Source organism: Streptomyces sp. NPDC101393 (assembly GCF_044767385.1).
Taxonomy (GTDB): domain Bacteria; phylum Actinomycetota; class Actinomycetes; order Streptomycetales; family Streptomycetaceae; genus Streptomyces.
The window spans coordinates 446,496-470,633 of sequence record NZ_JBIWNU010000005.1 but is presented as its reverse complement, the minus strand read 5'-3'; the positions used below and the strand labels follow the sequence as shown (position 1 = coordinate 470,633).

At 72.3% G+C, this 24,138-nt stretch carries 14 protein-coding genes; all 14 read right to left on the bottom strand.

The annotated features are described in order from the left end of the window. Positions 1 to 73 precede the first annotated feature (73 nt). Positions 74 to 883 (bottom strand): type VII secretion system-associated protein, encoded by an 810-nt coding sequence (locus tag ACIRQ7_RS18950; RefSeq protein WP_404263680.1) that lies wholly within the window; start codon positions 881 to 883, stop codon positions 74 to 76. 63 nt (positions 884 to 946) lie between these two features. Next, on the bottom strand, positions 947 to 1,288 hold the full coding sequence (locus ACIRQ7_RS18945; RefSeq protein WP_404263678.1) for a hypothetical protein: 342 nt from the start codon (positions 1,286 to 1,288) through the stop codon (positions 947 to 949). After that, a complete protein-coding gene (locus ACIRQ7_RS18940; RefSeq protein WP_404263677.1) occupies positions 1,285 to 1,728 on the bottom strand; it encodes a YbaB/EbfC family nucleoid-associated protein in 444 nt (147 codons plus the stop codon). Before ACIRQ7_RS18940 ends, ACIRQ7_RS18945 begins: the two co-directional genes overlap by 4 nt. Before the next feature lie 162 nt (positions 1,729 to 1,890). Next, positions 1,891 to 5,775, bottom strand: a complete 3,885-nt coding sequence (locus ACIRQ7_RS18935; protein WP_404263675.1) for a hypothetical protein — start codon at positions 5,773 to 5,775, stop codon at positions 1,891 to 1,893. A 373-nt stretch (positions 5,776 to 6,148) separates the two neighbouring features. Further along, positions 6,149 to 8,092: a hypothetical protein gene (locus ACIRQ7_RS18930; protein ID WP_404263674.1), complete on the bottom strand. Its 1,944-nt coding sequence runs from the start codon at positions 8,090 to 8,092 to the stop codon at positions 6,149 to 6,151. Between the two features lie 249 nt (positions 8,093 to 8,341). Next, the gene (locus ACIRQ7_RS18925; RefSeq protein WP_404263672.1) at positions 8,342 to 9,007 is read right to left on the bottom strand and encodes a hypothetical protein; all 666 of its coding nucleotides are present in this window, start codon (positions 9,005 to 9,007) and stop codon (positions 8,342 to 8,344) included. Between the two features lie 48 nt (positions 9,008 to 9,055). Next, positions 9,056 to 9,346: a WXG100 family type VII secretion target gene (locus tag ACIRQ7_RS18920; RefSeq protein ID WP_404263670.1), complete on the bottom strand. Its 291-nt coding sequence runs from the start codon at positions 9,344 to 9,346 to the stop codon at positions 9,056 to 9,058. Positions 9,347 to 9,432: 86 nt separating this feature from the next. Continuing rightward, positions 9,433 to 9,762 carry a WXG100 family type VII secretion target gene (locus tag ACIRQ7_RS18915; RefSeq protein WP_404263669.1) on the bottom strand — a complete coding sequence of 110 codons (330 nt, stop codon included), beginning with the start codon at positions 9,760 to 9,762 and terminating at the stop codon, positions 9,433 to 9,435. Positions 9,763 to 9,896: 134 nt separating this feature from the next. Next, positions 9,897 to 13,208 carry a right-handed parallel beta-helix repeat-containing protein gene (locus ACIRQ7_RS18910; protein WP_404263667.1) on the bottom strand — a complete coding sequence of 1,104 codons (3,312 nt, stop codon included), beginning with the start codon at positions 13,206 to 13,208 and terminating at the stop codon, positions 9,897 to 9,899. Then, positions 13,205 to 16,330: a hypothetical protein gene (locus ACIRQ7_RS18905; RefSeq protein WP_404263665.1), complete on the bottom strand. Its 3,126-nt coding sequence runs from the start codon at positions 16,328 to 16,330 to the stop codon at positions 13,205 to 13,207. Before ACIRQ7_RS18905 ends, ACIRQ7_RS18910 begins: the two co-directional genes overlap by 4 nt. 2 nt (positions 16,331 to 16,332) lie before the next feature. Further along, complete coding sequence (eccB, locus tag ACIRQ7_RS18900) at positions 16,333 to 17,667, bottom strand: type VII secretion protein EccB (RefSeq protein WP_404263664.1); 1,335 nt, start codon at positions 17,665 to 17,667, stop codon at positions 16,333 to 16,335. A gap of 9 nt (positions 17,668 to 17,676) precedes the next feature. After that, on the bottom strand, positions 17,677 to 19,089 hold the full coding sequence (eccD, locus tag ACIRQ7_RS18895) for a type VII secretion integral membrane protein EccD (RefSeq protein WP_404263662.1): 1,413 nt from the start codon (positions 19,087 to 19,089) through the stop codon (positions 17,677 to 17,679). 57 nt (positions 19,090 to 19,146) lie between these two features. Continuing rightward, on the bottom strand, positions 19,147 to 23,118 hold the full coding sequence (gene eccCa, locus ACIRQ7_RS18890) for a type VII secretion protein EccCa (RefSeq protein WP_404263661.1): 3,972 nt from the start codon (positions 23,116 to 23,118) through the stop codon (positions 19,147 to 19,149). Between the two features lie 249 nt (positions 23,119 to 23,367). Further along, positions 23,368 to 24,012, bottom strand: coding sequence for a response regulator transcription factor (locus ACIRQ7_RS18885; RefSeq protein WP_404263659.1), 645 nt, complete (start codon positions 24,010 to 24,012; stop codon positions 23,368 to 23,370). Positions 24,013 to 24,138 lie beyond the last annotated feature (126 nt).

Sequence of the window (24,138 nt, the reverse complement as noted above, 5' to 3'; positions counted from 1 at the left end):
GCCGACGCATCTCCCGGCGTCACGGCACGCAGAGACACAAGCCCAGAGGGCGTCAGGCGGGGACCGAACATGTTCAGGAAAGCCTCTCCACGGCATCCTGCGTCGTCACGCCGTCGGACGAGGCCGCCGGCTGAGCCGGTCGCGCGGCGGGCAGGATGTCGTCCAGCGCCCCCAGCCAGTCGTCCTCCTCGTTCACCGCGGCGGCGGCCTCGACCGCCTCGCGCAGCGACCCCGGCTCGACGGTCATGCTCACCGGGCCGGAGGCGTTGAGGTAGACCACGTGGTCCTCGGGCAGCCGGTCGAGCAACTCGGCGGCCCGCACGGTCTGGAAGGACAGCCGACCGGCGACGTGCAGGTAGTCCGGAGAGGTGAAGACCGGCACGATGGCGGTCTCGTCGTCCGGCGCCATCGCGGACAGCAGAGCGCCCCCCGGAGCGATGAACACCGCCACCTCCGCGCCCGCCAGCTCCCGCGTCACCGCGTCGGCCGGACCGTAACCGGTCGCCGCCAACTGCAGCGCGGCGTCCACCGGGTCCTTGGGGTCGGGCCAGCCCAACGCGGCGGGCGAAGGCCGGTAGTCCTCGTTCTCACGCCACTCGACGACCTCGCCCTCAAGGTCCGAACGCCACTGACCGACCAGAGCCCACACCGGCGGCGGACCGTCACCGGACCAGGTCGGGTCGATCAGGCCCAGCCAGTGCTCCGGAGCCGACCGGGCTGCCTCCCGCACGTGGTCCGGCACCGGAGGCATGCCGTCCGTGCTCGTGCCGTCCGTGCTCGTGCCATCAGCCTGGCCGTCAGTGGACGCACCACGGACGTCCCCGGACGTCCGGCGCCCGAGCGCCGCGGCGGACTCCCTGTCCTCCGCCGTGACCGGCACCATGGGAATGGCCGTAGAGGCGGCGGGTGGTGCGTCCCCCGGCTCCTCGGATGCGCTGATCATCGCCTACCCGTTGTGGTTTTCCGACGTCAGCCGCCGGCCGGCGTCGATCGAGTTCTGCTCGACGTTCCCCAGAGCATGGATCAGGTTCCGAACCTCGTCCGAGGTCTTCTCCACGAGGTCGGCACTCTGGAACGCGGAATCGATCAGGGCTTCCTGGTTGTCGTCGTACTTCTCGTGGAATTCCTTGCCGGTCTTGTCGTCACCGATGGCGTCACTGTTGTGGTTGCACTCCTGGCGCAACCTCCCGGCCGCCGACTGCACGTGCTGCTGCACCTGCAACAGGTTGTACGCGGCTTGCTTCAGCATTTCGGTGTCGACCTTGATCGGCTCGTTCGATCCGCTCATGCCCGGCCGTCCCCACGCTTGACCGGACCGATCCCGCGCTCGATGTACTCCCGTACGGCCTCCGGAAGTTTCATGTCCTTCGGCAGCAGATCACGTGGGTCGAAGTTGCCGGAGAGCATGTCGGCCGGCGTCATCCCCTCGGGAAGGCCGCCCATGCCCACCTCCATCGCCTGCGCCAGAGCCTTGCCCCTGGCCTCTTCGAGGGTGGCGAGGATGACCCGGGACAGGTCCTTCGGCGCCATGTTGCGGTAGGCGCCGGTGGGGAAGTCCAGCGCGGTCACCTGGCCCTGGCCGCCCACGCTCACCTTCACCACCTGCCGGGGCGCGACCGCCGTGCCCTGGATCTCGGAGATCTGCTGGTGCGTTTCCACGGTCTTCTCACGCGCGTCGCGGTACTCGGCCAGCAGATCCTCGATCTGCTGATCGTATGGAGTCGGCATTCCGTTCCCCTCAACGTCGTGTGCTGTGCGCCGTCGGCCGGTACTGCACAGTCAACCGTGAGGGGCGCGCCGAACCATCGTCAGAGCAGGTGATCTTGACCGAACGGACAGTCCGGTCTGCCTGCTTGACCACAACCCGCCCGGTCCTGCCACGCCCCGGCCTCAGTTGAGGCCGCGGCCTCCCCAGATGTCGTCGCTCTGGCGCAGCAGGTCGGCGACGCTGCTCTTGCCTTCCGCGTCGCGCTTCTTGGCCTTGCCCTGACCCGCGGCGTCGTCCTTCTCGGAGTCGTCGTCCGAGGGGGCCGGGCGCCGCTTCGGCGGTGTGGCTCCCGAGCAGGCGAACTGACTACGCGGCTCGGCCCCCTCCGCCGCCGGCTTGGGGCGCCACGACGGCCGGGCGGGCTCGGCGAACTCCTGCTCCGCACCGGAATTACGGGCGACCATGTACGCGCTCGCGCCGACCACACCGGCGGTACCCAGCGCCTCCTCGCCCCGGAGGTCGGTGTTCGCGCCCGACACCCCGCCGGACCGACCGCCCTTCCCCCCGAACAGCGGAAGGAGGGAGGCGTCCCACGACTCGGCGTCGTCGGCCTCGGCCGCCTGGGCGGCGGCGGGCGCACTCTGTGCTTCCGCCTCAGGCGTTGACGGGCGCGCCTTCGCCGCAGCCGGCACCGACGAGGCGTGCGCCGCCGACGCGTTTGCGGACGCCGTCGCCGGTGCGGACGCGGACGCCGTGGCCGGTGCGGACGCGGCCGACGCCGGGGCCGGGACCGGCGACACCGAAGGCGTCGTGGCCGGCGCCGGAGCCGACATGGCGGAGGCCGTCGCCGGAGCGGTGCTGGGCACCGGAGCGGGGGAGGCGGCCGGCGTCGACTGAGCCACGTTCTGCGGGGCGGGGGACGCGGCGGTCGCCGGTGCCGCCGACGCCTGCCCGGCGACCGCGACGGCCGGTGCCTGCTGGACCGGGGCGGAGGCCGGCGCCTGCTGAGCGGGCGCGGCGGCCGTGGTGGACACCGGCTGCTGGACGGCCGCCGGTGCCTCGCGACTCGTCAGCGCCTGGGCCGGCAGGCTCTGCGTCGCCGGTACGGCGTGGCTCGCCGCGGCCTGCGCGGCGGGGGCCGCCTGCGGCGCGGGAGTTGCCTGGGCCGCGGGAGCCGCGCTCGGCACCGCTTGGGGTGCGGGGGCGGCCTGCGGTGCCGCCTGCGGCACGTGAGCGCTCGGCGCGGTCCGGGGCGCCGGAGTCGCCTGCGCCGCAGGAGCCGCGCTCGGCTCGGCCCGGGGTGTGGCGGCAGCGGCGGGCGATGCCGTTGCCGGGCCGGTGGCGAAGGTGGCGTGGGTGCCGTTCGCGGCGCCCGTCTGCGGCGTCGACGGAGCCGAATGCCCCGCAACACCCCAGGAGTTGAGGGCCGACGCGGCGTGCCCGGCGGAGTCCGCTCCCCACGCCGCCCCGAGGAACGGCGCGTCGTTCAGCACGCCGGCGCCGAACGCCTCGGTGCTCGTGGTGGCCGGGTCCGTCTCGGCCGCCGCCGGCGCGCCTGCGGGCTGAACGGAGGAGCCGGAGTCGCCCAGGCTGAGGGCGTCGCCGCCCTGCGGCGCACCGGCGGAGGCCCCGACGGGGGCCTCGCCCCGCGCGGGGGCATCCGACCAGCCCTCGGTGGAGCCGTGCAGCAGACCGGAGGCGTCCGAAGGCCCGCCCTGGGTCCCGCCGCTCCCGGCCCCGGCACCCGTACCGCCCATCGGCATCATGGGCATCATGGGCATGCCGCTCGCCGGCTGCTCCGAACCACCGGAGCCGTTCGCCGGCAGCCCGTCGGAGGACAGCCCACGCGGCGAGAAGTCCAGCCCCGCACCGCCGGCCCCGGCCCCGCCGGTCGCCTCCGGCGTGGCGTCCAGCCCCGCACCGCGCCACGGCGTCGCGTCGCCGTGCAGCAGACCGGAGGAGTCGGACGGCGCACCCTCCGCACCGCCCCCGCCGGCGCCCATACCGCCGCCCATGCCGCCCATCGGCATCATCGGCATACCGGCACCGCCGCCCTGGCCCGGTGCCTCCGACCCGCCGGAGGCGCCCGAGGACAGTCCCTCGCCGTAGGAGTCCGAGGCCCCTCCCGCACTGTCCAGCGACAGCCCGTCAGACGGCGCCCTGTCGCCGATGCCCGACGGCAGCCCGTCGGACGGCAGCCCGGCACCGGAACCGTCCAGCCCACGCGGCGAGAAGTCCAGCCCCTCGCCACCGGGGGCGGCGCCGCCGTTCAGGTGGCCGGCGTCGTCCAGCAGGCTCGAACCGCGCCACGGCGTCGCGTCGCCGTGCAACAGACCGGAGGAGTCGGACGGCGCACCCTCCGCACCGCCCCCGCCGGCGCCCATACCGCCGCCCATACCGCCCATCGGCATCATCGGCATACCGGAACCGCCGCCCTGGCCCCGCGTGTTCGCCCCGCCACCGGCCCCCGGGGACATCGCGGACCCTTCGGGAGACCCGGCGGAATCCAGGCTCGTGCCCGATGAGGGATCGGACAGACCGGAGCCCGGGTAGCTGGAGAGGCCACCGCCCCCGCCCGAAGCGGACGCCCCGGAGGGGTCCGCGCTGGACAGGCTGGTGTCCGGGTAACTGGCGGGCGAGTACGAGCCGGGTGCCGGGGTCCCGGAGGTGTCCAGGTTGGGCATGTTCTTCGACGAGTACGGGGAGAGGCTGTCGGTGCTGGGGCCCGCCCCGGCACCGCCCCCGAGCTTCCCGGCGTCGTCCAGACCGAGGTTGCCCCCGTACTGCTTCGGCGTGTAGCCCGCCCTGGTGTCCGGGGAGGAGGAGCGCAGGTTCGGCATGTTCGCCATGCCCGGGTTCAGCGCGGCGTCCATCGAGGGGTTGAGGGCGCTGCTGTGGGGCATGTTGGCGCCCGCGGAGCCCCGGCTCGACTTCGGGTACGGAGTGGGGCCGGCGCTGAGGCCGTTGGGGGAGAGCATGGGGCTGCCGGCGGCGTTGGGGCTGAGCTGCCCGTCGGCGCCCCCGAGTGAGGTGTCGCCGCCGTAGGAGGAGGGGCTCCCCCCGAGGGCGCCCGGCGCGTCGGTGCCGCCCAGGCCGGTACCCGCGTAGGGGGTGGGGCTGCCGGTACCCGGTCCGTTGGTGCTGAGGTTCGGGGACTTGAGCGAGTTCGGGAGGTTCCCCCCGCCCGTGCCCCCGCCGGCGGTGGGGTCCGGCATCGCCGACGCGTTGCCGCCAGGGGATGTGTACGAGTCACCGCCGCCGGTGCCGGGCTTGCCGGTGGGGTTCCAGTTGGAAAGGTTGTGGGGGTTGAATTTCGGGCCCCCGTAACCACCCGGTGCGTTCGGCGAGTATCCGCCGATGCCGTTGTACGGGTTGGGCACGCCGCCCGCGCCGGGCCCGGTGTTCGGACCGCCGCTCCCGCTCCCCCCCGGGTTGTTCACCGTGTTCGGCTTGGGGATGTTGTTCGCGGTGAGCTGGTAGTGCGTGCCCAGGGACGTGATGACACCCTGCATCGACGAGGTCATCCGGTCGACCACCGGCGGGGCCTTGCTGATCGCGACCTGGCCGGTGTCATCCATGATGATGTCGGCCTCGTCCGTTATCTTACGGTTCGCCGCATACCAGTTGATGGCCTCCTGGGCATAGAAGTTGTCCATGTCGATGAGTATTCGGCCGGCGTCAACCAGGTGCTGGGCATTGTTCGCGAGCTGCTGCGGGACGTTGTAGTTCCCGGTGGCACCGCCGGACAGCGTCTGACCCAGGTCATGCACCTGCTCGGACAGCTTGCTCATCACCTGGTGGAACGACTGTGCCGCAGGGCCCTTCCACGAACCGTTTTCACCGACCAGCTGGTTCGTCTGCTGGGTGAGGCTCTCGGCGGAATCCTTGATCACCTGCTCCACGTACCAGAGGCTGTCGGCCGCGTCCTGGAGGGTCTGCGGGTCCGAGATCTGCTTGGGGTCCCCGCTGGGGTTGTCCGGGTCGCTCCCGGTGACGTTTTTGATGATCGCCTTCCAGCCCCACCCGGAGTAATCCCCTTGATCGTCCTTGGGATCAATATCGGACATGCCGCTTCACTCCCCTCCCCCCGAGCCTCAATGACGCGATGCCGTGGTGCCGCGCGTGGTCCGCGCCCGGCGACGGGGCACCCAGTCCCGACCGGGACTGCCTTGCCAACCTGCGGCCCCCGCCGTCGTGTTCCTTCGCAAGGGGCCGGCCACCCAGACTAAGCCTTGCAGGCGGCGCCACCAGCAGACTGTCACGGCGTTGAGACAAACTCGTTCCCTTCGCGGCCGCTACTGCTGAGTTACGCAACCTGACGAACACGCACTGTTCACAACGCCCCTAGGTGACCGCCGCGTTGGCCCTTTCGAGCGGGGCCCGGCACGCTCGCCGGGCCCTCGACGTCAGGGGCGGGACCGTGCCCCCAGCCGCAACGGATCAGAAGCCGGGCAGCCCCTCGGCCGGGTCACTGGTCGTCGCTTTCAGCTCATGTGTCGCCCCGGGCTGCGCCGCCCACGATCCCGGCTCGACACGTTGCAGCAGCGCCTGATCAACGGGATGCTGCTGCTGCGGCATGGTCTCCGCCGGCATGTCCTCGGAGCGGGCCGGTGTGTCCTGCGCCGAATCCCCCACAGGCACCGCCGCCTCCGCCGGACGCAACGTCACCGGCTCCACCTGCCGCGCCGAATCCCCCACAGGCACCGCCGCCTCCGCCCGACGCAACGTCACCGGCTCCACCTGCCGCGCCGAATCCCCCACAGGCACCGCCGACGCCTCCCGATGCAACAACCTCGACTGCGACTCCTGCGGGGAATCCCCCACAGGCACTGCCGCCTCCGCCCGATGCAACAACCTCGGCTGCGGCTCCTGCGCCGAATCCCCAGCAGGCACCGCCGCCTCCGCCGGACGCAACGTCACCGGCTGCACCTGCCGCGCCGAATCCCCAGCAGGCACCGCCGACACCTCCCGATGCAACAACCTCGACTGCGACTCCTGCGGGGAACCCCCAGCAGGCACCGCCGCCTCCGCCGGACGCAACGTCACCGGCTCCACCTGCCGCGCCGAATCCCCCACAGGCACCGCCGCCTCCGCCCGATGCAACGTCACCGGCTGCACCTGCTGTGGGGAAACCTCAACAGGCGCAGCCGGCGCCTCCCGCTCCAACCTCCCCGGCTGCAACTGCCGGCCCGTCACCCCCGACGCCACAGACACACTCGGGTTCGTGTAAGAGGCCGTCGGCGCCAGCGGCTTCCCGCCGCCACTGTTGGTCACCGGGTTGCGGAAGGAGGTATGGGGCACGCTGTTGGTCGTGACCTGGTAGTGCTCCGCCAGGCTTTTCAGGACCCCGCGCATGTCGTTGGTCATCTGGTCGACCACCGGCGGGGCCTTGCTTATCGCAACCTGGCCGGTGTCCTCCATGATGATGTCGGGCTCGTCCTTCCACGGGTCACGGTTCGCCGCATACCACCTGACGGCTTCCTTGGCGTACCAGTTGTCCATGTCGATCAGCGTGTTGATCGCGTCCCGCAGGTGCTGGGCGTTGTTAGCGAGCTGCTGGGCGATGTTGTAGTTACCGGTGACGCCACCGGACAACATGTCGGTCAGCTCCGACATCTGCTGGGACACGTTCTGCATCAGGTTGCCGAAGCTCTGGGCCGCCGGCCCCTTCCACGAACCGTTTTCGCCGGTCAGGGCCTTGACCTGCTGCTCGAAGCTCTCACGCGCCTCCTTCAGCACCTCCGTCACATACCAGAAGCCGTCTGCGGCGTCTTGCAGCGTCTGCGGCTTGGAGGACTGAGTACCGTCCACACTGGTGTTGTCGGGGTCGTAACCCGTGACGTGCGCCATGACCTGCTTCCAGGTCCAGTCGTCGTAGTTTCCGGCGCTGCCGAAGTTCGAGTCCGAGTCGGAATCAGAATCGGAATCAGAGTCCGAATCCGAGTCGGAGGACTCCGTTTCCGAACTGGAGGAGCTGGAGCTCGAATCAGTGCCGGTCGTTCCGGTGTCGGTCGTTCCTGTACCGGTCGTTCCGGTGTCGTAACCGGTCCCGCCCGAGCCGTACCCGGTGTCATAACCCGTCCCGCCCGACCCGTACCCGGTGTCATAACCCGTCCCGCCCGGCCCGTACCCGGAGTCATAACCCGTCGACCCCGAGCCGTAGCCGGTGTCATAACCCGTGGACCCCGACCCGGACCCGGTGTCATAACCGGTCCCGCCCGGCCCGTACCCGGTGTCATAACCGGTCCCGCCCGAGCCGTACCCGGTGTCATAACCCGTCCCGCCCGGCCCGTACCCGGAGTCATAACCCGTCGGCGCGGCCTCATAGGTGTATCCGCCGTTGTCGCCGGTGCCGGTGTTGTATGAGGTACTGCTCTCGGTCATTGCTGGTAGACCCTCCGCCCCATGCCCACAAGGCGCACCGCCCCTCGGGGGCGCTGCGCCTTCGTCTTCGTATCAAGCCCCCATCGCATCTCGGGGCGTTCGTTCTTACCTGACCCCAACGGGCTGTCACGACCACCGGCAAGACCGCGTGGTCCGGTAGGTGTTCACCGGGCCATCGCGGTCTTGGCGTTCTCGTCCGCTCCAGCAGTGGTTCTTGACGCGGGCGGACCACGGCGGCCGCCACGACAGCTACGCGTCTGAAGTGGTGTCCGACCCGGTCGAGCCACTCGACCCGCCGGCCCCGGCTGCCGAGGTGTCGGACTCCAAGCTCTGTCCCGCGGCCGAGCTGTGCTGCTGGAACTGCTGCAGGTCAGTACTCGCCTGGCTCATGAGGCTGTGCAGCTCGGTGCCCGCCTTGGCGTTGACCTCCTCCATCGTGGAGTACTTGTTGGCCAACGTCCGGATCCCCTCGGCGGTGTGCGTCAGCGCTGTTTGCAGGCTGTCCAGCGAGAGTGCGAGGTTCTGCTGCAGCCCTCCGCTACCCGAGCTGCCGTTGATCTTCCCCTTGAGATCCAGCGCTTCGGTGAAGAGACCGGGCTTGATCGGTTGGATCTGGTCGGCGCGATCCCATGCCTTCTTGACCCCCTCGCCGATGGTCTCCAGGTTGTCGGCGAACTGCTTGAGCACCTTGGTGTCGACGGATACGTCGCCGCCGTTGCCCGAGCCGGTCTGCAGGCCGTCCGGCATGTCCGGCATCGGCTGACCGGTGTCGACCGTGCCCTTGCTGTTGGGGTTGAAGTCGGCGCCGTCGTAGACGCCTTCCCCGGTCGAGCTATCGGTAGAGGTGTCGTCCGACGACGAGCTGGACGACGCGTTGTTGTTCATGCCGTAGTTGGTGTCACCGGCACTGACCATCGCGCGTCACCTCCCCACCGCGGCAGTCGTGTTGCTCGTGGGCATCGGTCAGCCTTCCCAGAGGCCGACGCCGTACTTCTCACCGTCGTTGTAGTTCTGGCCGATGGTGTTCAGGCTCCTGGCGGTCTGCGCCGCCTGCTGCTGCATGGCCTCCGCCGCGGCGTTCCACTTGGCCTGCTGCTCGTAGTACGCCTGCTTGGCCGCACTGTCCCAGTTCGCCAGGGACTTCTTGGCGTTGGCGTCCAGTTCGGACAGGGTCGTCTGGATCTTCTGAGCGATGGCCTGCATCTCGCCTTCGACGAAGGACATCTGCTCAAGAGCTACCTGGTATGTCGTCATGTTGCCCTCTCTTGGCTTGTGCCGGCGCCTGTCGCCGGGCATCGTCGGACAGCTCACGGAGCCCCGGGGCTCCACGGAACAGCGGATTACAGACCGGGCAGCCCTTGGGCCATGGCACCCTGCAGCGAGGCGGCCGCGTCGCTGGTCTCGCTGTGGACGTTGTCGTACTTCCCGGCGGTCTGCTGGAGCTTCTCGAAGACGACGTTGAGCGCGGCGTGGACCTTGTTGCAGTTCTCGATCCAGCTCGTCACCGCCTGCTCGAAGCCCACGGCCGCATCGCCCGTCCAGCCCCCGCGCAGGGTGCTCAGCTGGTCCTGCATGCTCGAACCGGCCTGCCGCGTCTCCGTCAGCCCCTGCTCGAAGTGCGGCATCGCCGACCGCATTCCCGGAATATCAACATTCGTCTGCCCAGCCATGGGGTTCTCCTTCGCTCAGGTGATTCCGTCGTGCCGTCAGCCGTGGCACCGTGTCGGTCTCGATTCTGTCCCGCGCCCTCACCCACGAGGAACCGCAGGCGGGGGTTGTTGCCTTCCGATACAGGCGCCGGTGTCTAGTTGTGCGAAGCGGCGGGCGGTTCCGGAGCCGAACGGGCCGCGGTGCGCGTCCTGTCCGCGATGCGGTCCGCGAGCCGGTGGGCGCCGCGCGCGCCGTCGCTGGGCATCTGGCCCTCGATGCGCCCGCTCAGCGCGGCGTGCGTCGCCTCGTCGACGGTGTGGCCGCGGGCGGCGAGCCGCCGGCACATCAGCCCGGCCAGCTCCTCCGCCGTGTACTCGGGGAAGCGCAGGTACTCGACGAAACACCGTGCCATATCGGGGCGTTCGCGCAACGCCGCGCTGAGCCTGGTGTGGCTGCCGCGCAGCACCAGCACCGTCTGCGGGTTGCGGACCGCGGACGCGACCACGGCCTCCCACACCACGCCGCGCTCCGCCTCGGACCGCGCGGCGAAGGCCGCGTCGAGTTCCAGGTCCAGCACCCCGCCGTCGGCCTCGCCGAACAGCCAGGCCGCGAAGGCGTGGGCCTCCTCCGGGCGCCCGGCGTGCACCTGCGACAACGCCACCCGGTGCACCGCGCCGTTGCGCAACACACCTGTCTCGGCGAGGCACTTGGCGTACAGCGTGGCCACCGCGCGGCGCCCGCTGCCCTGCTCACCGGCGAGCACGACGTTCGCCGCCGGGGCGGGCGCCTCACCCCGCTGGGTCGCGGCCACCAGCTCGTTGGTGCGTCGGAGCAGGGCCGCGCGGACCTCGCGCAGTCCGCACAGTGCGGCCAACCGCCGCATGGCCGGGGGTGGTTCGGCCGGGGCCCGGGGGGCAGCGGCCTGCGCCTGCTCCGGCTCGGGGGCCGGCGCAGGGAACGTCTCCCGGGGTATCTCCTCCGGCGGCTGGTTCTTTCCCTCGCTCTCGGACTCCGGCAGTGGGCCGACGTCCCCGGCCTCAAGCCGGTTCAGCGCCTCGTTGTCGCCGGAAGAGGTGGCCAGCCGGGACGCCTGATTGCTGATCATGGTCTCGAAGATCGACCGGGCGACACGGCCGTTGCCGAACGTGGGCCCCTTGGAGATGTCCTCGAAGTACCTGGTGAGGGCCTCCAGCGCGGAGTCCTCAAGCTCGTAGTAGTGCTTGGCGCACAGGCCCTGGACGATGGTGATGAGCTCGGAGACCTCGTAGTTCGGGAACTCCACCGTGCGGGCGAAGCGGGAGGCCATACCGGGGTTGGACTCCAGGAACTGGTTCATCTGCTGGGAGTATCCGGCGACGATCACCACGATCTCGTCGCGGTGGTCCTCCATGAGCTTCATCAGCGTCTCGACGGCCTCCTGGCCGAAGTCCGGTCCGCTGCCGCCCGACTGGTTGGTGAGGGTGTACGCCTCGTCGATGAAGAGGACGCCGCCGACCGCCTTCTCGAAGACCTCGGTGGTCTTGATCGCCGTGCCGCCGATGATCTGTGCCACCAGCCCGGACCGGGAGACCTCGACAATGTGGCCCTGCTTGAGGATGCCGAGTTCGGCGAGGACCGCGCCGTAGAGCCGGGCGACCGTCGTCTTGCCGGTTCCGGGCGGCCCGGCGAAGACCAGGTGCCCGTTCATCGGCGGCATGGGCAGGCCGAGTTCCAGGCGCCGCTGGGCCATCTTGTTGACGTTGATGAGGCCGGTGACCTCGCGCTTCACGCTCTCCAGACCGACCAGGCCCTCCAGTTCGGCCAGCGGTCCGTTGTCACTGGAGGCGGCGGCGCGCTGCTCGGCGCCCGTCCGGGCGCCGGCGCTCTTGTCCCGTGTGCCCGCGCCCGCCCCGGCCCAGGCCGGCTCGCCCGCCGCCGGCTTGGGCCGCTGCTCCTCCTCGTCCCCGCGCAGCCGGTTGAAACCTGTGCCGCCGTTGTCGGCGACCTCGCAGCGCTGGACGGTGACGGGCTCCTCGGAGTTGCTGCGGACTCCGTCGCCGACGTTGCCGGTGATGATGCAGTCGCTGACGTCGGCCCGGCCGGACGCCTGGACGTTGATGCCGTGGCCCTTCGAGTCGTGCACCCGGCAGCCGGTCGCGGTGAGCGCGCCACCGCCCAGAACCCGGGCGCCGTCGCCGGACGAGCCGGCCAGTTCGCTGCCGCGCAGCACCGCCTCGCCGTCCGTGCCGACGAGCACGCCGGCGCCGTCGACGGTGGAGGACTCCACCTCGGCACGCGCCCCGCCGGACACCGCCAGCCCCCATTCGCCCGCCGCGCGCAGCCGGACGTCCTCGAAGACGGCGGTGGCGTTCTCGGACAGCTCGACGCCGACGCCGTGGTCGACGACGAGGTCGGCGTGGCGCAGTTCGACGCGGGAGGAGCCGGACACCCGCAGCCCCGCGCAATCCTCGGTGACCGACAGGTCCCGGAACTCGGCGCGGGACTCGCCGCGGAGCTGGGCCGTGGTCCGCTTGGCGTCCTGGACGCGCAGCCGGTGGAACTCCGCCTTGCTCGCCTCCTCGACGAGGACGGCCATCGGTGTGCCGCTGATCCGGCAGTCCTCAAGGCGCGAGGCGGAACCCCCGGTGATCTGAAGGCCGCTGGCCTTCGCCCCGGTGAGGTGGCAGCCGCGCAGCAGGGGCTCCGCTCCCCCACTGACGTGCACGGACTGTTCGCCCGAGCCGCTCAGGGTGCAGTCGGTGAGAGTGGTGAGGCCGGTGCTGGTCAGGTACGCGTCGAGGCTGGCGGACTCGGTGACGGTGACCCGCATCAGCTCCGCCCTGGCCTGCTGCTCCACGACCAGCGCCGGCTTCTGACTGCCGGTCACGGTGGTGGTCTCGACGGTGACGCCGCCCTCCCCGTTCACGCAGATGCCGTTGCCGCCGACGCGCTCCAGGGCGCAGTCGCGCAACGTCAGGCGTCCCTTGTCGGCGATGACGACGGCGGAGGAGCCGAGTTCGGTGACGGTGGTGCGTTCCACGGTGTTGTCGCTGTCGGCGGTCACCACGATGCCGGCGCCGCCGGGGTTGGTCACCCGGCAGTCCCGCGCGGCCAGTTGACCGGCCTGCCAGGAGATCACCGCGGCCCACGCCTGGTTGCCGGACACCGTGCAGCCGTCGAGCGCCGCCTGGCCGCGGCGCACGTCCAGCACGGCGGCGTTGGCGTCGGAACCGGCGAGGGTGAGACCGGTGAGCTGTACCGCGTCGGCGTCCACCACGACGGTGGAGCCGACCGGCGACTCCAGCCGCACGGTGCCCGGGTCACCCTCGGCGGACAGTGTCACCGCCCGGCTGAGTGTGAGCGACTCGGTGTAGGTGCCCGGCGCGATGGCGATCAGCGCGCCCTCGGCCGCCGCTGCCAATGCCTGGGAAACCGTGCGATAGGCGCCATTTTCGGTCGCCGAGACCCTCAGGACCTGACGATTCACTGGTTCCGCCCTCTCGGCGACCCTGCGTTCGAGGCAGCGGGCGGCCGCGACCCGGCTGTCCTGCCCGGGCGGGACTGCAACAACCCGGGAGCGGAGCAGAAGGCATCCGCGTACTCGTCAGGAAGGGGATCGTTCGCCGGGAACTCGGGGTCCGACTCGGCCTGCTTCAAGAAGGCGTGGAGCTGGTCGAGTCCGGTGAGGGCGATCTCGTCGAGTGGGACGCGCTCCTCCCGCAGGTTACCCGCCTCGTCCACCTCGGGCGCGGCCAGCTCCCGCAGCAGCACGGCGGGGCGGTCGCCCTCCACCACGCGCAGCACCTTGAACCGGGTGCCGGGCGTGAACACCAAGCGGTCGGGGACCTCCGGCACCAGCAGCCCGGTCCGCCGCGCCGTCAGCGACCAGAACAGCATGTCGGTGTTGCCGCGCAGGCCCCGGCGGATGGAGGACAGGGCGGACAGGAACGAGTGCTCCACGACCGGCTTCCCCACTTCGTACCAGGCGCGTTCGGCGTCGCTGAGCGTGGCCCGCAGGATCGCGCCGCCCCGGTAGGACGGCAGCCGGCGCATCCCGGCTGTGGCGCAGCGCGCCAGCGGGACGTGCGGCCCGGCGGTGGCGGACCGGATGGCGTCGTCGATGTCCGGCGTGGAGCCCGACAGGTAGAGCCGCATGGCCGCGAGGTCGGTGAGCGCCTCGCCGGCGGAGCCGCGCGGGCCGCCGGCCAGTCCGGGCGACTGCGACAGGACGCGGGCGACGAGGGCCGCCGCGGTGTCGTAGCGCCCGCCGAGGCTCCGGCGCACCCAGTCTCGTTCCTTGCCGACGCCCTTGGAGGACGGCACCACGCCGGCGGCGGCCGAGGGCTCGGGCTGGACCCGGACGGTCCCCGGGCCCCCGCCGGCGAGCGGTGGCGGCGGCGCACCGGCATCGTGCGCCGGGCCCGTGTCCTCGGCGGGTGGCGGCGGCCCGGCGGCCGGCGACGGCTCGGGCGCCGGAGGCGGCTGCGGGGCCGGCGGCGGTGTGTCGTCCCGGCGGAGGGCCGAGGGCGGTGTCGCGGGCGGTGTCGCGGGCGGTGTCGCGGGCGGCGGCTGTGAGGGCGAGGACTCCAGACGGATGCTCGGCATGCCGGTCCCCGGCGAGGCGGGGGCCGGGGGCGGGGGCGGGGCCTGGGGCGCGGCGGGCTCGGGCGCCGCCGGTGCCACCGGTTCGGGCGCCGCGGGCTCGGCCGGTGCGGCGGGGCGCACGTCCGACGGCGGGGCGGCGGGCGGGGGCGTGGGGGCGGGCGGCGTGGGAGCGGGCGGCGTGGGAGCGGGCGGCGTGGGGGCGGGCTCCTCGTCCTCCGTCCATTCCGGTGTGGGTGGAACCGGCGGGGCGACGGGCCCCGCCGGGGGCGTCGATGGGGTGGCGGGGGTCGCCGGACCCGGGCCGGTGGCCGTCGTCCTCTCCACGGGCGCGGCGGGCGGCCCGGACCTCTCCGGCGCCCCGACCGGGCGGGTGGACGGTGTCGGCGCCGGGGGCGACCCGGCCGGCACCGGACCCGCGTCCAGGCGCCCGCGCAGCGGGGGAGCGGCGGGGCTCTGGGCGGCGGAAGCCGGACCGGAGGCGGCCGGCGGACTCACCGTGCCGGGCCCGGCCGCGGGTGCCTGGTCGGTCCAGTCGGCGGGCTGTCGCGGGACGGGCAGCGGCGCCTGCGCCCCGTTCCCGCCCTCCAGCATCCAGCCTTCGGGCCGTCCGGAGGCGGTGGGCGCGTGCTCCGCCGTCCCCGGCGGCACCTGGATCGCCGGCGGCGGGTAGCCGCCCAGCGCAAGCCGTCCCGCCTCGGTGGAGGGCAACACGCGGGTGCGGTCGCGGAACGCCGGCTCCAGCGCGGGCAGCAGCTCGTAGGCGACGGTCCGCATGCGGTCGGCGGTGACCGGGTCGGTCTGGTCGTACAGGAGGGCCGGGAACGCGGGGTCGGCGGGGACGGAGCGCACCACGTGGCCGTCGTACGGCTCGGTCGTCGGCCGTACCCACAGACCGCTCTGCACGACCTCCAGCAGCACATCGGGCGCGTGCCGGTAGACGCCGGGTGCGATCGGGGCGGCGCCGCCGGCCGGCACCCGGGTGTTCAACGGCACCGGTGGCACGGCCGGTTCGCCGTTCGGCCCGCGCGGAGCGAAGCCGAACGCGTCGGCGTACGGGCGCCACCCCTGCGTCCCGTCGGCATGGAGCGTGCGGACCTCCCCGGTCCCGGCCTCCGCGCCGGCCGAAGGCAGGCCGGCGTAGACGGCGACGCGCCGGCCGAGCAGGTCGGCGAGCGCCTGCCCCAGCGGGGCCCCGTCCGGGACGTCCACCGGGCCGTAGGGGACGAACTGCACGAGGTGACGCGCGCTGCTGGGCAGGGTGTCCCAGAACGCGGCGACCTCCTGCAGCGGCAGCGCGGCGGAGGCGCCCGGGGTGCCGAGCGCGACGCCGAGCAGCGCCGGATCGGTGGCGAGCAGGTCGATCAGGCGCCGACGGTGGTCGGGGGTGGCGGCGTCCTCCCAGGAGCCCCGTATCCACACGCCACCGGGCAGCGGTTCGGCCGTCCCGCCGGTGCCGGTCTGCCACGGCTGGTCGGGGACGGAGTACTCCCACTGCGGCTTGGGGAACCGCCGCGAGTCCGGAGCGGAGGGCATGTTGGGCCGGTAGCGCAGCCAGCCCGGACCGTGGTGGGCGGGCACGAACAGCGCGCCGCCGGCCGCGGGGATCAGCGGCCCGTCGGGGGCCAGCACCATGCGTTGCAGACGGTCGGCGAGCCACTGGGCGGCGTGTTGGACGTCCTCGCGGGTGCCGCGGCCGGGGACGAGGCGGAAACTGTGGCCCTCGCGGTCCAGGGCGCGGGCCACGTTCTCCCACACGTCTTCCTCCGGCCGGGCCGGCAGGTCGAGCACGACCAGGGTGTGCTGCGGGTCGGCGGCCAGACGCTGGGAGAAGGCCAGCGCGCGGTTGTCGACGAAACCGCGCGGATGGATCAGGAGCACGTTGCCGATGCTCCGGGACTCCAGCGTCGGGCCGACGGCGCGCAGCGCGGCCCGCGCCAGCCGGGTGGAGAGCCGATGGCTGAGATCGCGGCGGGCCGCGGAGTTCTCCTCGAAGGCACGTGCCATCGTCAGCCGGCTCCCGCCACCGTGACGGCCCGGGAGCGACTGAGCTTCGGGCCGTTGGGGATCTGGTCGAGTGTGGTCGCAGGCAGCGTCCGGGGGGTGGCGCTGCCGAAGCCGAGCGCCTGGACGGCCTGTCCGACCAGCTCGTACTTCACGCCCCGGTCGGTGATCAGGAACGGGGTCGGGTCCTTGGTGGCGCCGGGCTGCTTGGGCGGCGCGGCGAGCACCGCGTGCTCCGTGGGGAGCACGGCCGCCGTCCCCGCCGTCATGACCCTGCCGCTCAGCCGCACCACGGTGCTGCGCACCTTGTTGTGGGACGTGGACCGCCGCAGGCACAGCGCGCCGTCGCTGTCCGAGCTCGTGTCCTTGCCGGCGAGCAGGTCGGGGAGGCGGTGCAGGAGGGAGGAGTCGGCGGAGGACGGGGCGGCGGCGATGTCCGTGGGGCTCACCCGCACCGGCTGCCGGCCGCCCGGCTGGGCGGCGAGGAGCGCGGCCTCGGTCTGGTTGAGCGGGGACATACCGTCGTTGCGGAGCACGTAGTAGTGGTCGGTGCTGCCGACGACGGTACGGAAGAGGCTGCCCACGGGGGCCTGAACGCCGGCCACCGTCCGGCCGCCCTGGCCCGCGCCGGGGATCGTGGCGGGGCCGACGGCGGCGCCGGTGGGCAGCGCGTTCAGCCACTGTGGGGTGGACTGGATCGGCCGCTCGGTGTCGAGGCCGAGGGCCAGCAGCGAGGACCGCCCCTGGATGGGGTACTTGGTGTCCTTCCACACCACGTAGCGGCTGCCCTTCGCGCCCGCGACCAGTACCCGGGTGTCGTCCGGGACGGGCCGGGCGGACTTCGGGGCGAAGTCCAGCCGCTCGACGGCGCGCGGACCGGGCCGCAGGCAGTCGGCCCAGGCGCCGGTCAGCAGGGAGCCCGGCTGCGCGATGTCGTCGGGGGCGCCGGCGATACCGATGGTCGAGCCGCGCCGCAGGTGGGACAGCGACGCGCGGGACACCTCGGTGACAGGGGCACTGCTGCCGGCTGCCAGGAGCGCGGAGGCGTAGTTCAGCGTCGGGTGGAGCTCGCCCTTGACGTAGAGGTAGCGGGTGCCGGTCTCCTTCTGTACGACCAGGGCACCGTTGTGCTTCCAGGAAGTGTCCTCGGCGGGCTTGAGGTAGCCGAAGACAACGGCGCCGAGCACCAGCACGGCGGCGAGCATGGCGCCGAACATGGCGCCCAGCCCCGCGCTGTGCATGGGCGCTTCGCCGTTGCCGGAGTCACCGGAGACCAGCGCGGAGGCCAGTCGCCCCGTGGCGAACTGGTAGGCGTGCAGGTGGTCACGACGGGTTTGCACAGGTCCTCCTCAACTGACCGCGGCACGCACGTGCCCGTAGACGTGGAGGAGTTGCAGCAGCAGCGGCAGCAGGGCGAGCGCCGTCAGCATCTCCAGGATGTCCGCCATGCGCCCCCACACCGGCAGCAGGCGCGCGGTGGGCAGCCGCCACGCGCCGACCAGCACCAGCAGTGCGCCGAGCAGCAGTCCGACCAGCAGCGCGCAGCGACCGGCGGAGGAGGAGAGCGACGCGGTCCAGGCGAGCACCCCGGCGAGCATGCCGAGCACCCCGCACAGGACGGCCGGTATCCGCTGCCACGTCGCGTTGAAGTGCTTGGAGCGCAGCAGCACCGCGGTGGCGAACACCAGCGGGAGGACCCAGCCGATCCATCCGTCGGCCTGCGCCATCAGCACGAAGGCACCCGAGCAGAGCGCGGCGGTGGCGCCGGTGACCACGGTCAGGAACGCGTCGGCGACGCTGGTCCTGCGCTTGACCTGGTCCTCGGACAGGGGGTCGAGGTCCTCCTGGAGCTCTTCGGCGTTGTGCGGCAGTTGCGGCACACGCAGCCGGGCCAGCCGCAGCGACGCACGGGGCGCGAGGTGCCCGAAGAAGAACGCGACGACCGCCACCGTGCCTGCGCTGCGCGCCGTGTCCCAGTCGAACAGGATGTCCACCCCCGCGGTGATCGCGACGAGGACCGCGGTGGAGAGCACGGTGCCGGTGACCGCGAGCGGTACCCGGGGGATGGGCACCAGGACGACGGCGGCCACGAGGGCCGCGGCGGCCCCGCCGAGCAGGACGTCACCGGGTTTCGGAGCGGCCAGGGCGGCGGTGGAGCCGAAAACCGTCAGACCGGCCAGCGCCGCGTTGACGCACGCGCCGACGCCGGCGACCAGCACGATCCCGCGGTCGTCGGACCACTGATGGCCCAACGAGCAGCCGGTGCCGAGCACCAGGGCGGACAGGGCGTACAGCACGGGGACCAGCACTCCGTCCCCGAGCACCGGGACGGCCGCGGCCAGCGTGGTCAGCACGAGGCAGGCCAGGCCGAGGAAGAGACGGCGGGTCAGCTCCGGGCGCCACCGGTCGGTGTGCGCGCCGACGGCCTGGCTCACGCCGTCGGAGACGTCGTCGTACTCCAGCTCCGGCATCGGGTCGTCGGCGGGCCGCAGATAGAGGACGTCGCCGTGGCGCAGGCCCGCGGTCTCCGGCGTGGCGTCCAGGTCGAGGGGCGGATCACCCAGGCGTTGCAGGGTCCAGGTGAGGGCCGGCCTGTCGGGGTCGGTGGAGACCCGCCGCAACAGCACCGGCAGCAGGGCGGATACGGAGGTGGTGACGGGGACGCCAAGGTCTGCGCGGCCGGCCGGCCCGGCAATGGTCAGCCGGCACACCTCGTTACTGACCGCTCCCGGGGTGCGGGGGGCGGTGATGGCGGTGGTCATGGTGCTCCTGGAGGGCGGGGGTTCGCGGCGGCCTGAAGGTCGGGGGCGGGCCTCACGTCAGGGGCCCGCGTAACCGACCTGCATCAGACGTACGCCGCGGCGGGTGACTAGCTGCGCACGACCGGGGGGCAGGGTCCGCGGCCTGGCCTCACCGATGAACTTGCCTTCCTCCTTGGGGTAGGAGTGCAGCAGCGCCGGGTTGCCCAGTTCCCAGATCCGGCGTATCACCGGGTCCATCATGGCGCGGCCGGCGCCGGAGGTGGAACGCGAGATCACCAGGTGCAGGCCGATGTTCACGGAGTGGGCGAGCATCGGGGCGAGCGCGTTGAGCGGCGAACCACTGCCCGGCCCACCGCCGTAGAGGTCGTAGTCGTCGATGAGCATGAAGAGTTGCGGCCCGGTCCACCAGTCGCGCCGGGGCAGGCGCTCGGGGGCGATGTCGGGGCCGGGGACGCGCTTGCCGACGGACACCGCGGCACTGCCCGCGAGTTGGGTGAGGCTCTCGCCGTCCACCGCGAACCCCACCCGGTACTCCTCGGGGACGAGGCTGAGCAGGTCGCGCCGGGTGTCGGCCAGCAGGATGCGGGCCTCGTCCGGCTGGTAGCGGCGGGTGATGGCGTCGATCGTCAGGCGCAGGACGTTGGTCTTGCCGGTCTCGGCGTCGCCGAAGACCATCAGGTGCGGGGCCACCCCGAAGTCGTGCCACACGGGGGCGAGTCGTTGCTCGTCCCAGCCGAGAGCGACCCGCAGGTCGCCCTCCGGCGCCGGGAGCTTGTCCAGCGGCAGCTTCGCGGGCAGCATCCGTACGCCGGGGGCCTGCCGTCCGGTCCAGAACGTGTCGATCTCGGCGACGGCCGACCTGGTCGCCGCGGTGAGGTCATCGGTCCCGGAGAAGCTGTCCAGGCGGGGCAGCGCGGCCAGGAAGTGGAACTTGGTCTTGGTCAGGCCGCGTCCCGGCTGCTGGGGCACGCTCGCGGCGAGCTTGGAGCCGAGCTCGGACTCCACGGTGTCACCGAGGCGGAGTTCGAGCTTGGTGCCGAACAGGTCGCGGGCGCGGGGCCGGATCTCCGACCAGCGCACCGCGGAGGCCACCACGTGCAGGCCGAAGGACAGGCCGCGGGCGGCGAGGTCGGTGATACGCGGTTCGAGGTCCTCGAAGTCCTGCTTGAGGGTGCCCCAGTTGTCGATGACGAGGAACACGTCGCCGTAGGGGTCGTCGATCTGACCGCTGTCCCGCATCTGCCGGTAGGCCGTCATCGACTCCAGGCCGCTCTCGGTGAAGCGGCGCTCGCGGGTCTCCAGCAGCTGGCTGAGCTCCTCGACGGTGCGCGTCACCCGGTCGCGCTCCATGCGGGTGGCGACCGAGCCGACGTGCGGCAGGCCCGCCGTGGACTGCAGGCCGCCGCCGCCGAAGTCGAGGCAGTAGAACTGGACCTCGCGGGGGGTGTGGGTGAGGGCGAGGGCGAGCATCAGGGTGCGCAGCGTCGTGGACTTGCCGCTCTGCGGGGCGCCGGCGATGGCCAGGTGCCCGTCGGCGCCGGACAGGTCGGCGACCAGCAGTTCGCGCAGCTGCTCGTAGGGCCGGTCGACCATGCCGAGCGGCACGCGCAGGCCGCCGAGCGCCGGGTAGTCGGCGGCGCTCATGCCGCGCTCCGGGTCGGGGACGATGCCGGGCAGCAACTGGTCGAGGCTGGGCGAGTGGTCCAGCGGCGGCAGCCACACCTGGCGCGCCGGCGGGCCGGCGCCCTCCAGCCGGTCCACCAGGACCTCCAGCAGGCTCTCCTCGTTCTCGTTCTCGGAGGCCGACTCGGCCGGCGGTGTCTGCTGCGCGGCCTGGGGCTCAGCCCCCTCCGCTGTCTCCAGCGCCACCGGATGGCGCTGCTCCATGCCGAAGGCGACGATCTCCTGCGAGCCGGCGGCCGTCTCCGCCGGACGGGAAACGCCCGGCGACTCCGGTGCGGCGCCCGAGACGTAGGCGGCCTTGAAGCGGGCGAGGTTGGTGGTGTCGACCTTCAGGAAGCCGTTGCCCGGTGCGGACGGCAGCTCGTAGGCGGAGCCGACACCGATGACGCTGCGGGACTCCATGGAGGAGAAGGTGCGCAGCGCGATGCGGTACGACAGGTGGCCCTCGACGCGGTGGATGCGGCCCTCGTCCAGACGCTGGGAGGCCAGCAGCAGGTGCACGCCGAGCGAACGGCCGAGTCGTCCGATGGAGACGAAGAGGTCCACGAACTCCGGCTTGTTCGCCAGCAGTTCGGAGAACTCGTCAACGACGATCACCAGCGACGGCAGGGGTGTCAGGGGCGCGCCGCCGAGCCGGGCCTTCTCGTAGTCGTACAGCGAGGAGTGGCCGCTCTCCCGCAGGAGCTCCTGCCGGCGCGTCATCTCGCCCTGGAGCGAGTCGCGCATGCGGTCCACGAGATGGAGCTCGTCGGCCAGGTTGGTGATCACCGCTGAGGTGTGCGGCAACCGGTCCATGTTGAGGAAGGTCGCGCCGCCCTTGAAGTCCACCAGCACGAAGTTGAGGATGTCCGAGGAGTGCGTCGCCGCGAGCCCGATGACCAGGGTGCGCACCAGTTCACTCTTGCCGGAACCGGTCGCGCCGATCAGCAGGCCGTGCGGGCCCATACCGGCCTGGGCGGACTCCTTGAGGTCCAGCTCCAGAACCTCGTTGTCCTCGGTGAGGCCGATCGGCACCCGCAGTCGCGTGCTCTGGGCCGTCCGGGTACGCCACAGGGAGGCCACGTCGAAGGAGCGCGGGTCGCGGACGCCGAGCAGCGTGGCGAGGTCGAAGTCGGTCTCCAGCGGCTGCTCGACGAGTTCGACTCCGCCCCCGCCGGTGCGCATCGGCGCCAGGACGCGGGCGAGTTCCTCGGCGGCCGAGGGAGTCAGGGTGTCGGCGCGCGCGGTGACGACGGTGTCCCCCGAGGGGAACTCCACCTCGCCGTCCCGCGCGGTCAGCCGCAGCACGTCGGGGCCGCCGGTCATCGCGCCCGTGGCGTCCAGCAGTACGACGTTGCGCAGGCCGCCCGCCAGCAGCCGGGAGGTCTCGGGCAGGTATGCCCGGTAGGCGAGCACGACGACGAAGGGCTCGCCGGGACGGGGCGACGAGCCGGGGTCGTGCTCGGGGCGCTCGGTCACCTCGGGGCCGAGCAGGTCCATCAGCAGGTCGTGGTCGTCGGAGGCCAGCCGCAGCGGGCCGGTCTCGTCCTCCAGGGTCGGGTGGGCGTTGTGGGGCAGCCACTTCAGCCAGTCCCACTCGGTGCGCCCCACCGCGTCGGTGAGCAGGGCGATGCGCATCTCGTCCGGTGCGTGCCCCACCGCGAGCCGGCCGATCAGGGCACGCAGCAGTCCCAGCGCGGCCTCGCCGTCGCCGGCCAGCTCCACGCTGGTGAACCGGCGCAGCGGCACCGTGACCGGCAGGCCGGTGACGTTCTGGTACGCCTTGGTGAAGCGCCGCAGCGAGATCGCAGAGAGCGGTTCGAGGTCCTCGACCGGCTTGGTCTCCGGCGGCGCCAGGACCAGGCCCGCCCGGCGGGAGCCGAGGCCGACGCGCACCTCGGCGAAGTCCTCGTGCCCGCCCCTGCGCTCCCACAGGCGCTGGCCGGATGCCATCGCCCACAGGTCCTGCGGGTGCGGGTTGTTCCAGTAGGCCGCGGCGCGCTGCTCGGCAGCCGCGTGCCGCACCTGGCGGCGCAGCTGGGCGAGGTAGCGCAGGTAGTCGCGGCGCTCGGAGCGCATCTTGCGCTTGCGCTCGGCGCCGCGGCGGCCGATCTGGGTGACCGCCATGCTGAGCATCGCGGTGCCCATCATTCCGGACATCATGAACGTCGTGGGCGAGCTCGCGCCCATGGTGAACATCATGGCCATGGCGCCCACGCCCAGCAACATCGGCAGGTAGATCAGTGCCGAGGTGAAGTCCACGGAGGCCGGTTCACCGAGGGCGGGGGGTTCGGCCAGCTCGACCTGTCCCTCCGGAGCCTCCGGGCCGGAGACACGAGGCGGGCGCTTGACGACCACGGTGCTCATCGGTCTGTCCTTCAGGATCGTGGTGGGCCCGGGCGGAGCCGCGGCGTGGCAGCACGGCTGCCTTCCCCACACTAGGGAGGGGCGGCGCGGTGGCGGGAACCAGCGGTTGAACGTTGTCCGTCCGAACAGCGGAACTCTGCCTATCAGTTCATCGGCTACCCGGCCCGTCCCCGCGGCGACGGGTCGCGCGGTGGTGCGGGGCCCGTCCCGACGCCCGGTGGCAGCCGTCCGGGGGGACGTGGCGCGCCGTCAGATGAGGCCGGAGCGGATGGCGTAGGAGACGGCGTGCGCGCGGTTGCGCAGCTGAAGCCGTTTCATCACGCCGTACAGGACGTACTTGATGGTGCGCTCGGAGTAGCACAGTCTCGTGGCGATCTGCGACAGCTCCTCCCCCTCGGCGACGAGGCGCAGCACGTCCATCTCACGGGAACTGATCCCGAAGGCCGCCAGGCCCCGGGGCACCAGGACCTCGCGCTGGGTGACCTGGACCTGCTCCATCAGCGTCCCCTGGAGGGAGGCGGGGAAACTGCCGCCGCCCTGTGCGACGGTGAGCAGGGTCCGGGTGAAGTCGGCCGGGGCGAAGGAGTCGTGCCACAGCACCGCCCGCACCCCGAGGTCGACCGCCGAGGAGACATCGGCGCGCCACTGTCTGCCGGCCACCACGAGGACGAACAGGACGTCCGCGCCACCGCCGAGCCCGCGCAGGGATTCGAGCGCGGAGGCGTCCGCGACGTCGGTGGCCACCACCACGACGTCGCCGTCGCGTACGTCGCTGACGGGTACCTCGGTCAGTTCGCGGTCGTGCCGGAGGTAGCTGACCAGCCCGGCACGGACGACGCCTTCGGGCGCGTGTATCGCCACACGCACGGTGTCGACGAGCATTTGTTGCGGCATGCGCGCACTCTCCTGGGGATATGCGGTGCGGAGGACCGAACGGGGCGATCGTGCCACGGGCGGAAGGGGACATACCGCCCGAAGTGGCCCCGCGGCGCAAGCCATGGGGAAACCTGGCAGGTAGGA

What these genes read in the sequence shown, in the direction of transcription:
- ACIRQ7_RS18950 (WP_404263680.1), bottom strand. Translation starts at nt 883, where the DNA reads ATGGTGCCGGTCACGGCGGAGGACAGGGAGTCCGCCGCGGCGCTCGGG.
- ACIRQ7_RS18945 (WP_404263678.1), bottom strand. Translation starts at nt 1,288, where the DNA reads ATGAGCGGATCGAACGAGCCGATCAAGGTCGACACCGAAATGCTGAAG.
- ACIRQ7_RS18940 (WP_404263677.1), bottom strand. Translation starts at nt 1,728, where the DNA reads ATGCCGACTCCATACGATCAGCAGATCGAGGATCTGCTGGCCGAGTAC.
- ACIRQ7_RS18935 (WP_404263675.1), bottom strand. Translation starts at nt 5,775, where the DNA reads ATGTCCGATATTGATCCCAAGGACGATCAAGGGGATTACTCCGGGTGG.
- ACIRQ7_RS18930 (WP_404263674.1), bottom strand. Translation starts at nt 8,092, where the DNA reads ATGACCGAGAGCAGTACCTCATACAACACCGGCACCGGCGACAACGGC.
- ACIRQ7_RS18925 (WP_404263672.1), bottom strand. Translation starts at nt 9,007, where the DNA reads ATGGTCAGTGCCGGTGACACCAACTACGGCATGAACAACAACGCGTCG.
- ACIRQ7_RS18920 (WP_404263670.1), bottom strand. Translation starts at nt 9,346, where the DNA reads ATGACGACATACCAGGTAGCTCTTGAGCAGATGTCCTTCGTCGAAGGC.
- ACIRQ7_RS18915 (WP_404263669.1), bottom strand. Translation starts at nt 9,762, where the DNA reads ATGGCTGGGCAGACGAATGTTGATATTCCGGGAATGCGGTCGGCGATG.
- ACIRQ7_RS18905 (WP_404263665.1), bottom strand. Translation starts at nt 16,330, where the DNA reads ATGGCACGTGCCTTCGAGGAGAACTCCGCGGCCCGCCGCGATCTCAGC.
- eccD (WP_404263662.1), bottom strand. Translation starts at nt 19,089, where the DNA reads ATGACCACCGCCATCACCGCCCCCCGCACCCCGGGAGCGGTCAGTAAC.
- eccCa (WP_404263661.1), bottom strand. Translation starts at nt 23,118, where the DNA reads ATGAGCACCGTGGTCGTCAAGCGCCCGCCTCGTGTCTCCGGCCCGGAG.
- ACIRQ7_RS18885 (WP_404263659.1), bottom strand. Translation starts at nt 24,012, where the DNA reads ATGCCGCAACAAATGCTCGTCGACACCGTGCGTGTGGCGATACACGCG.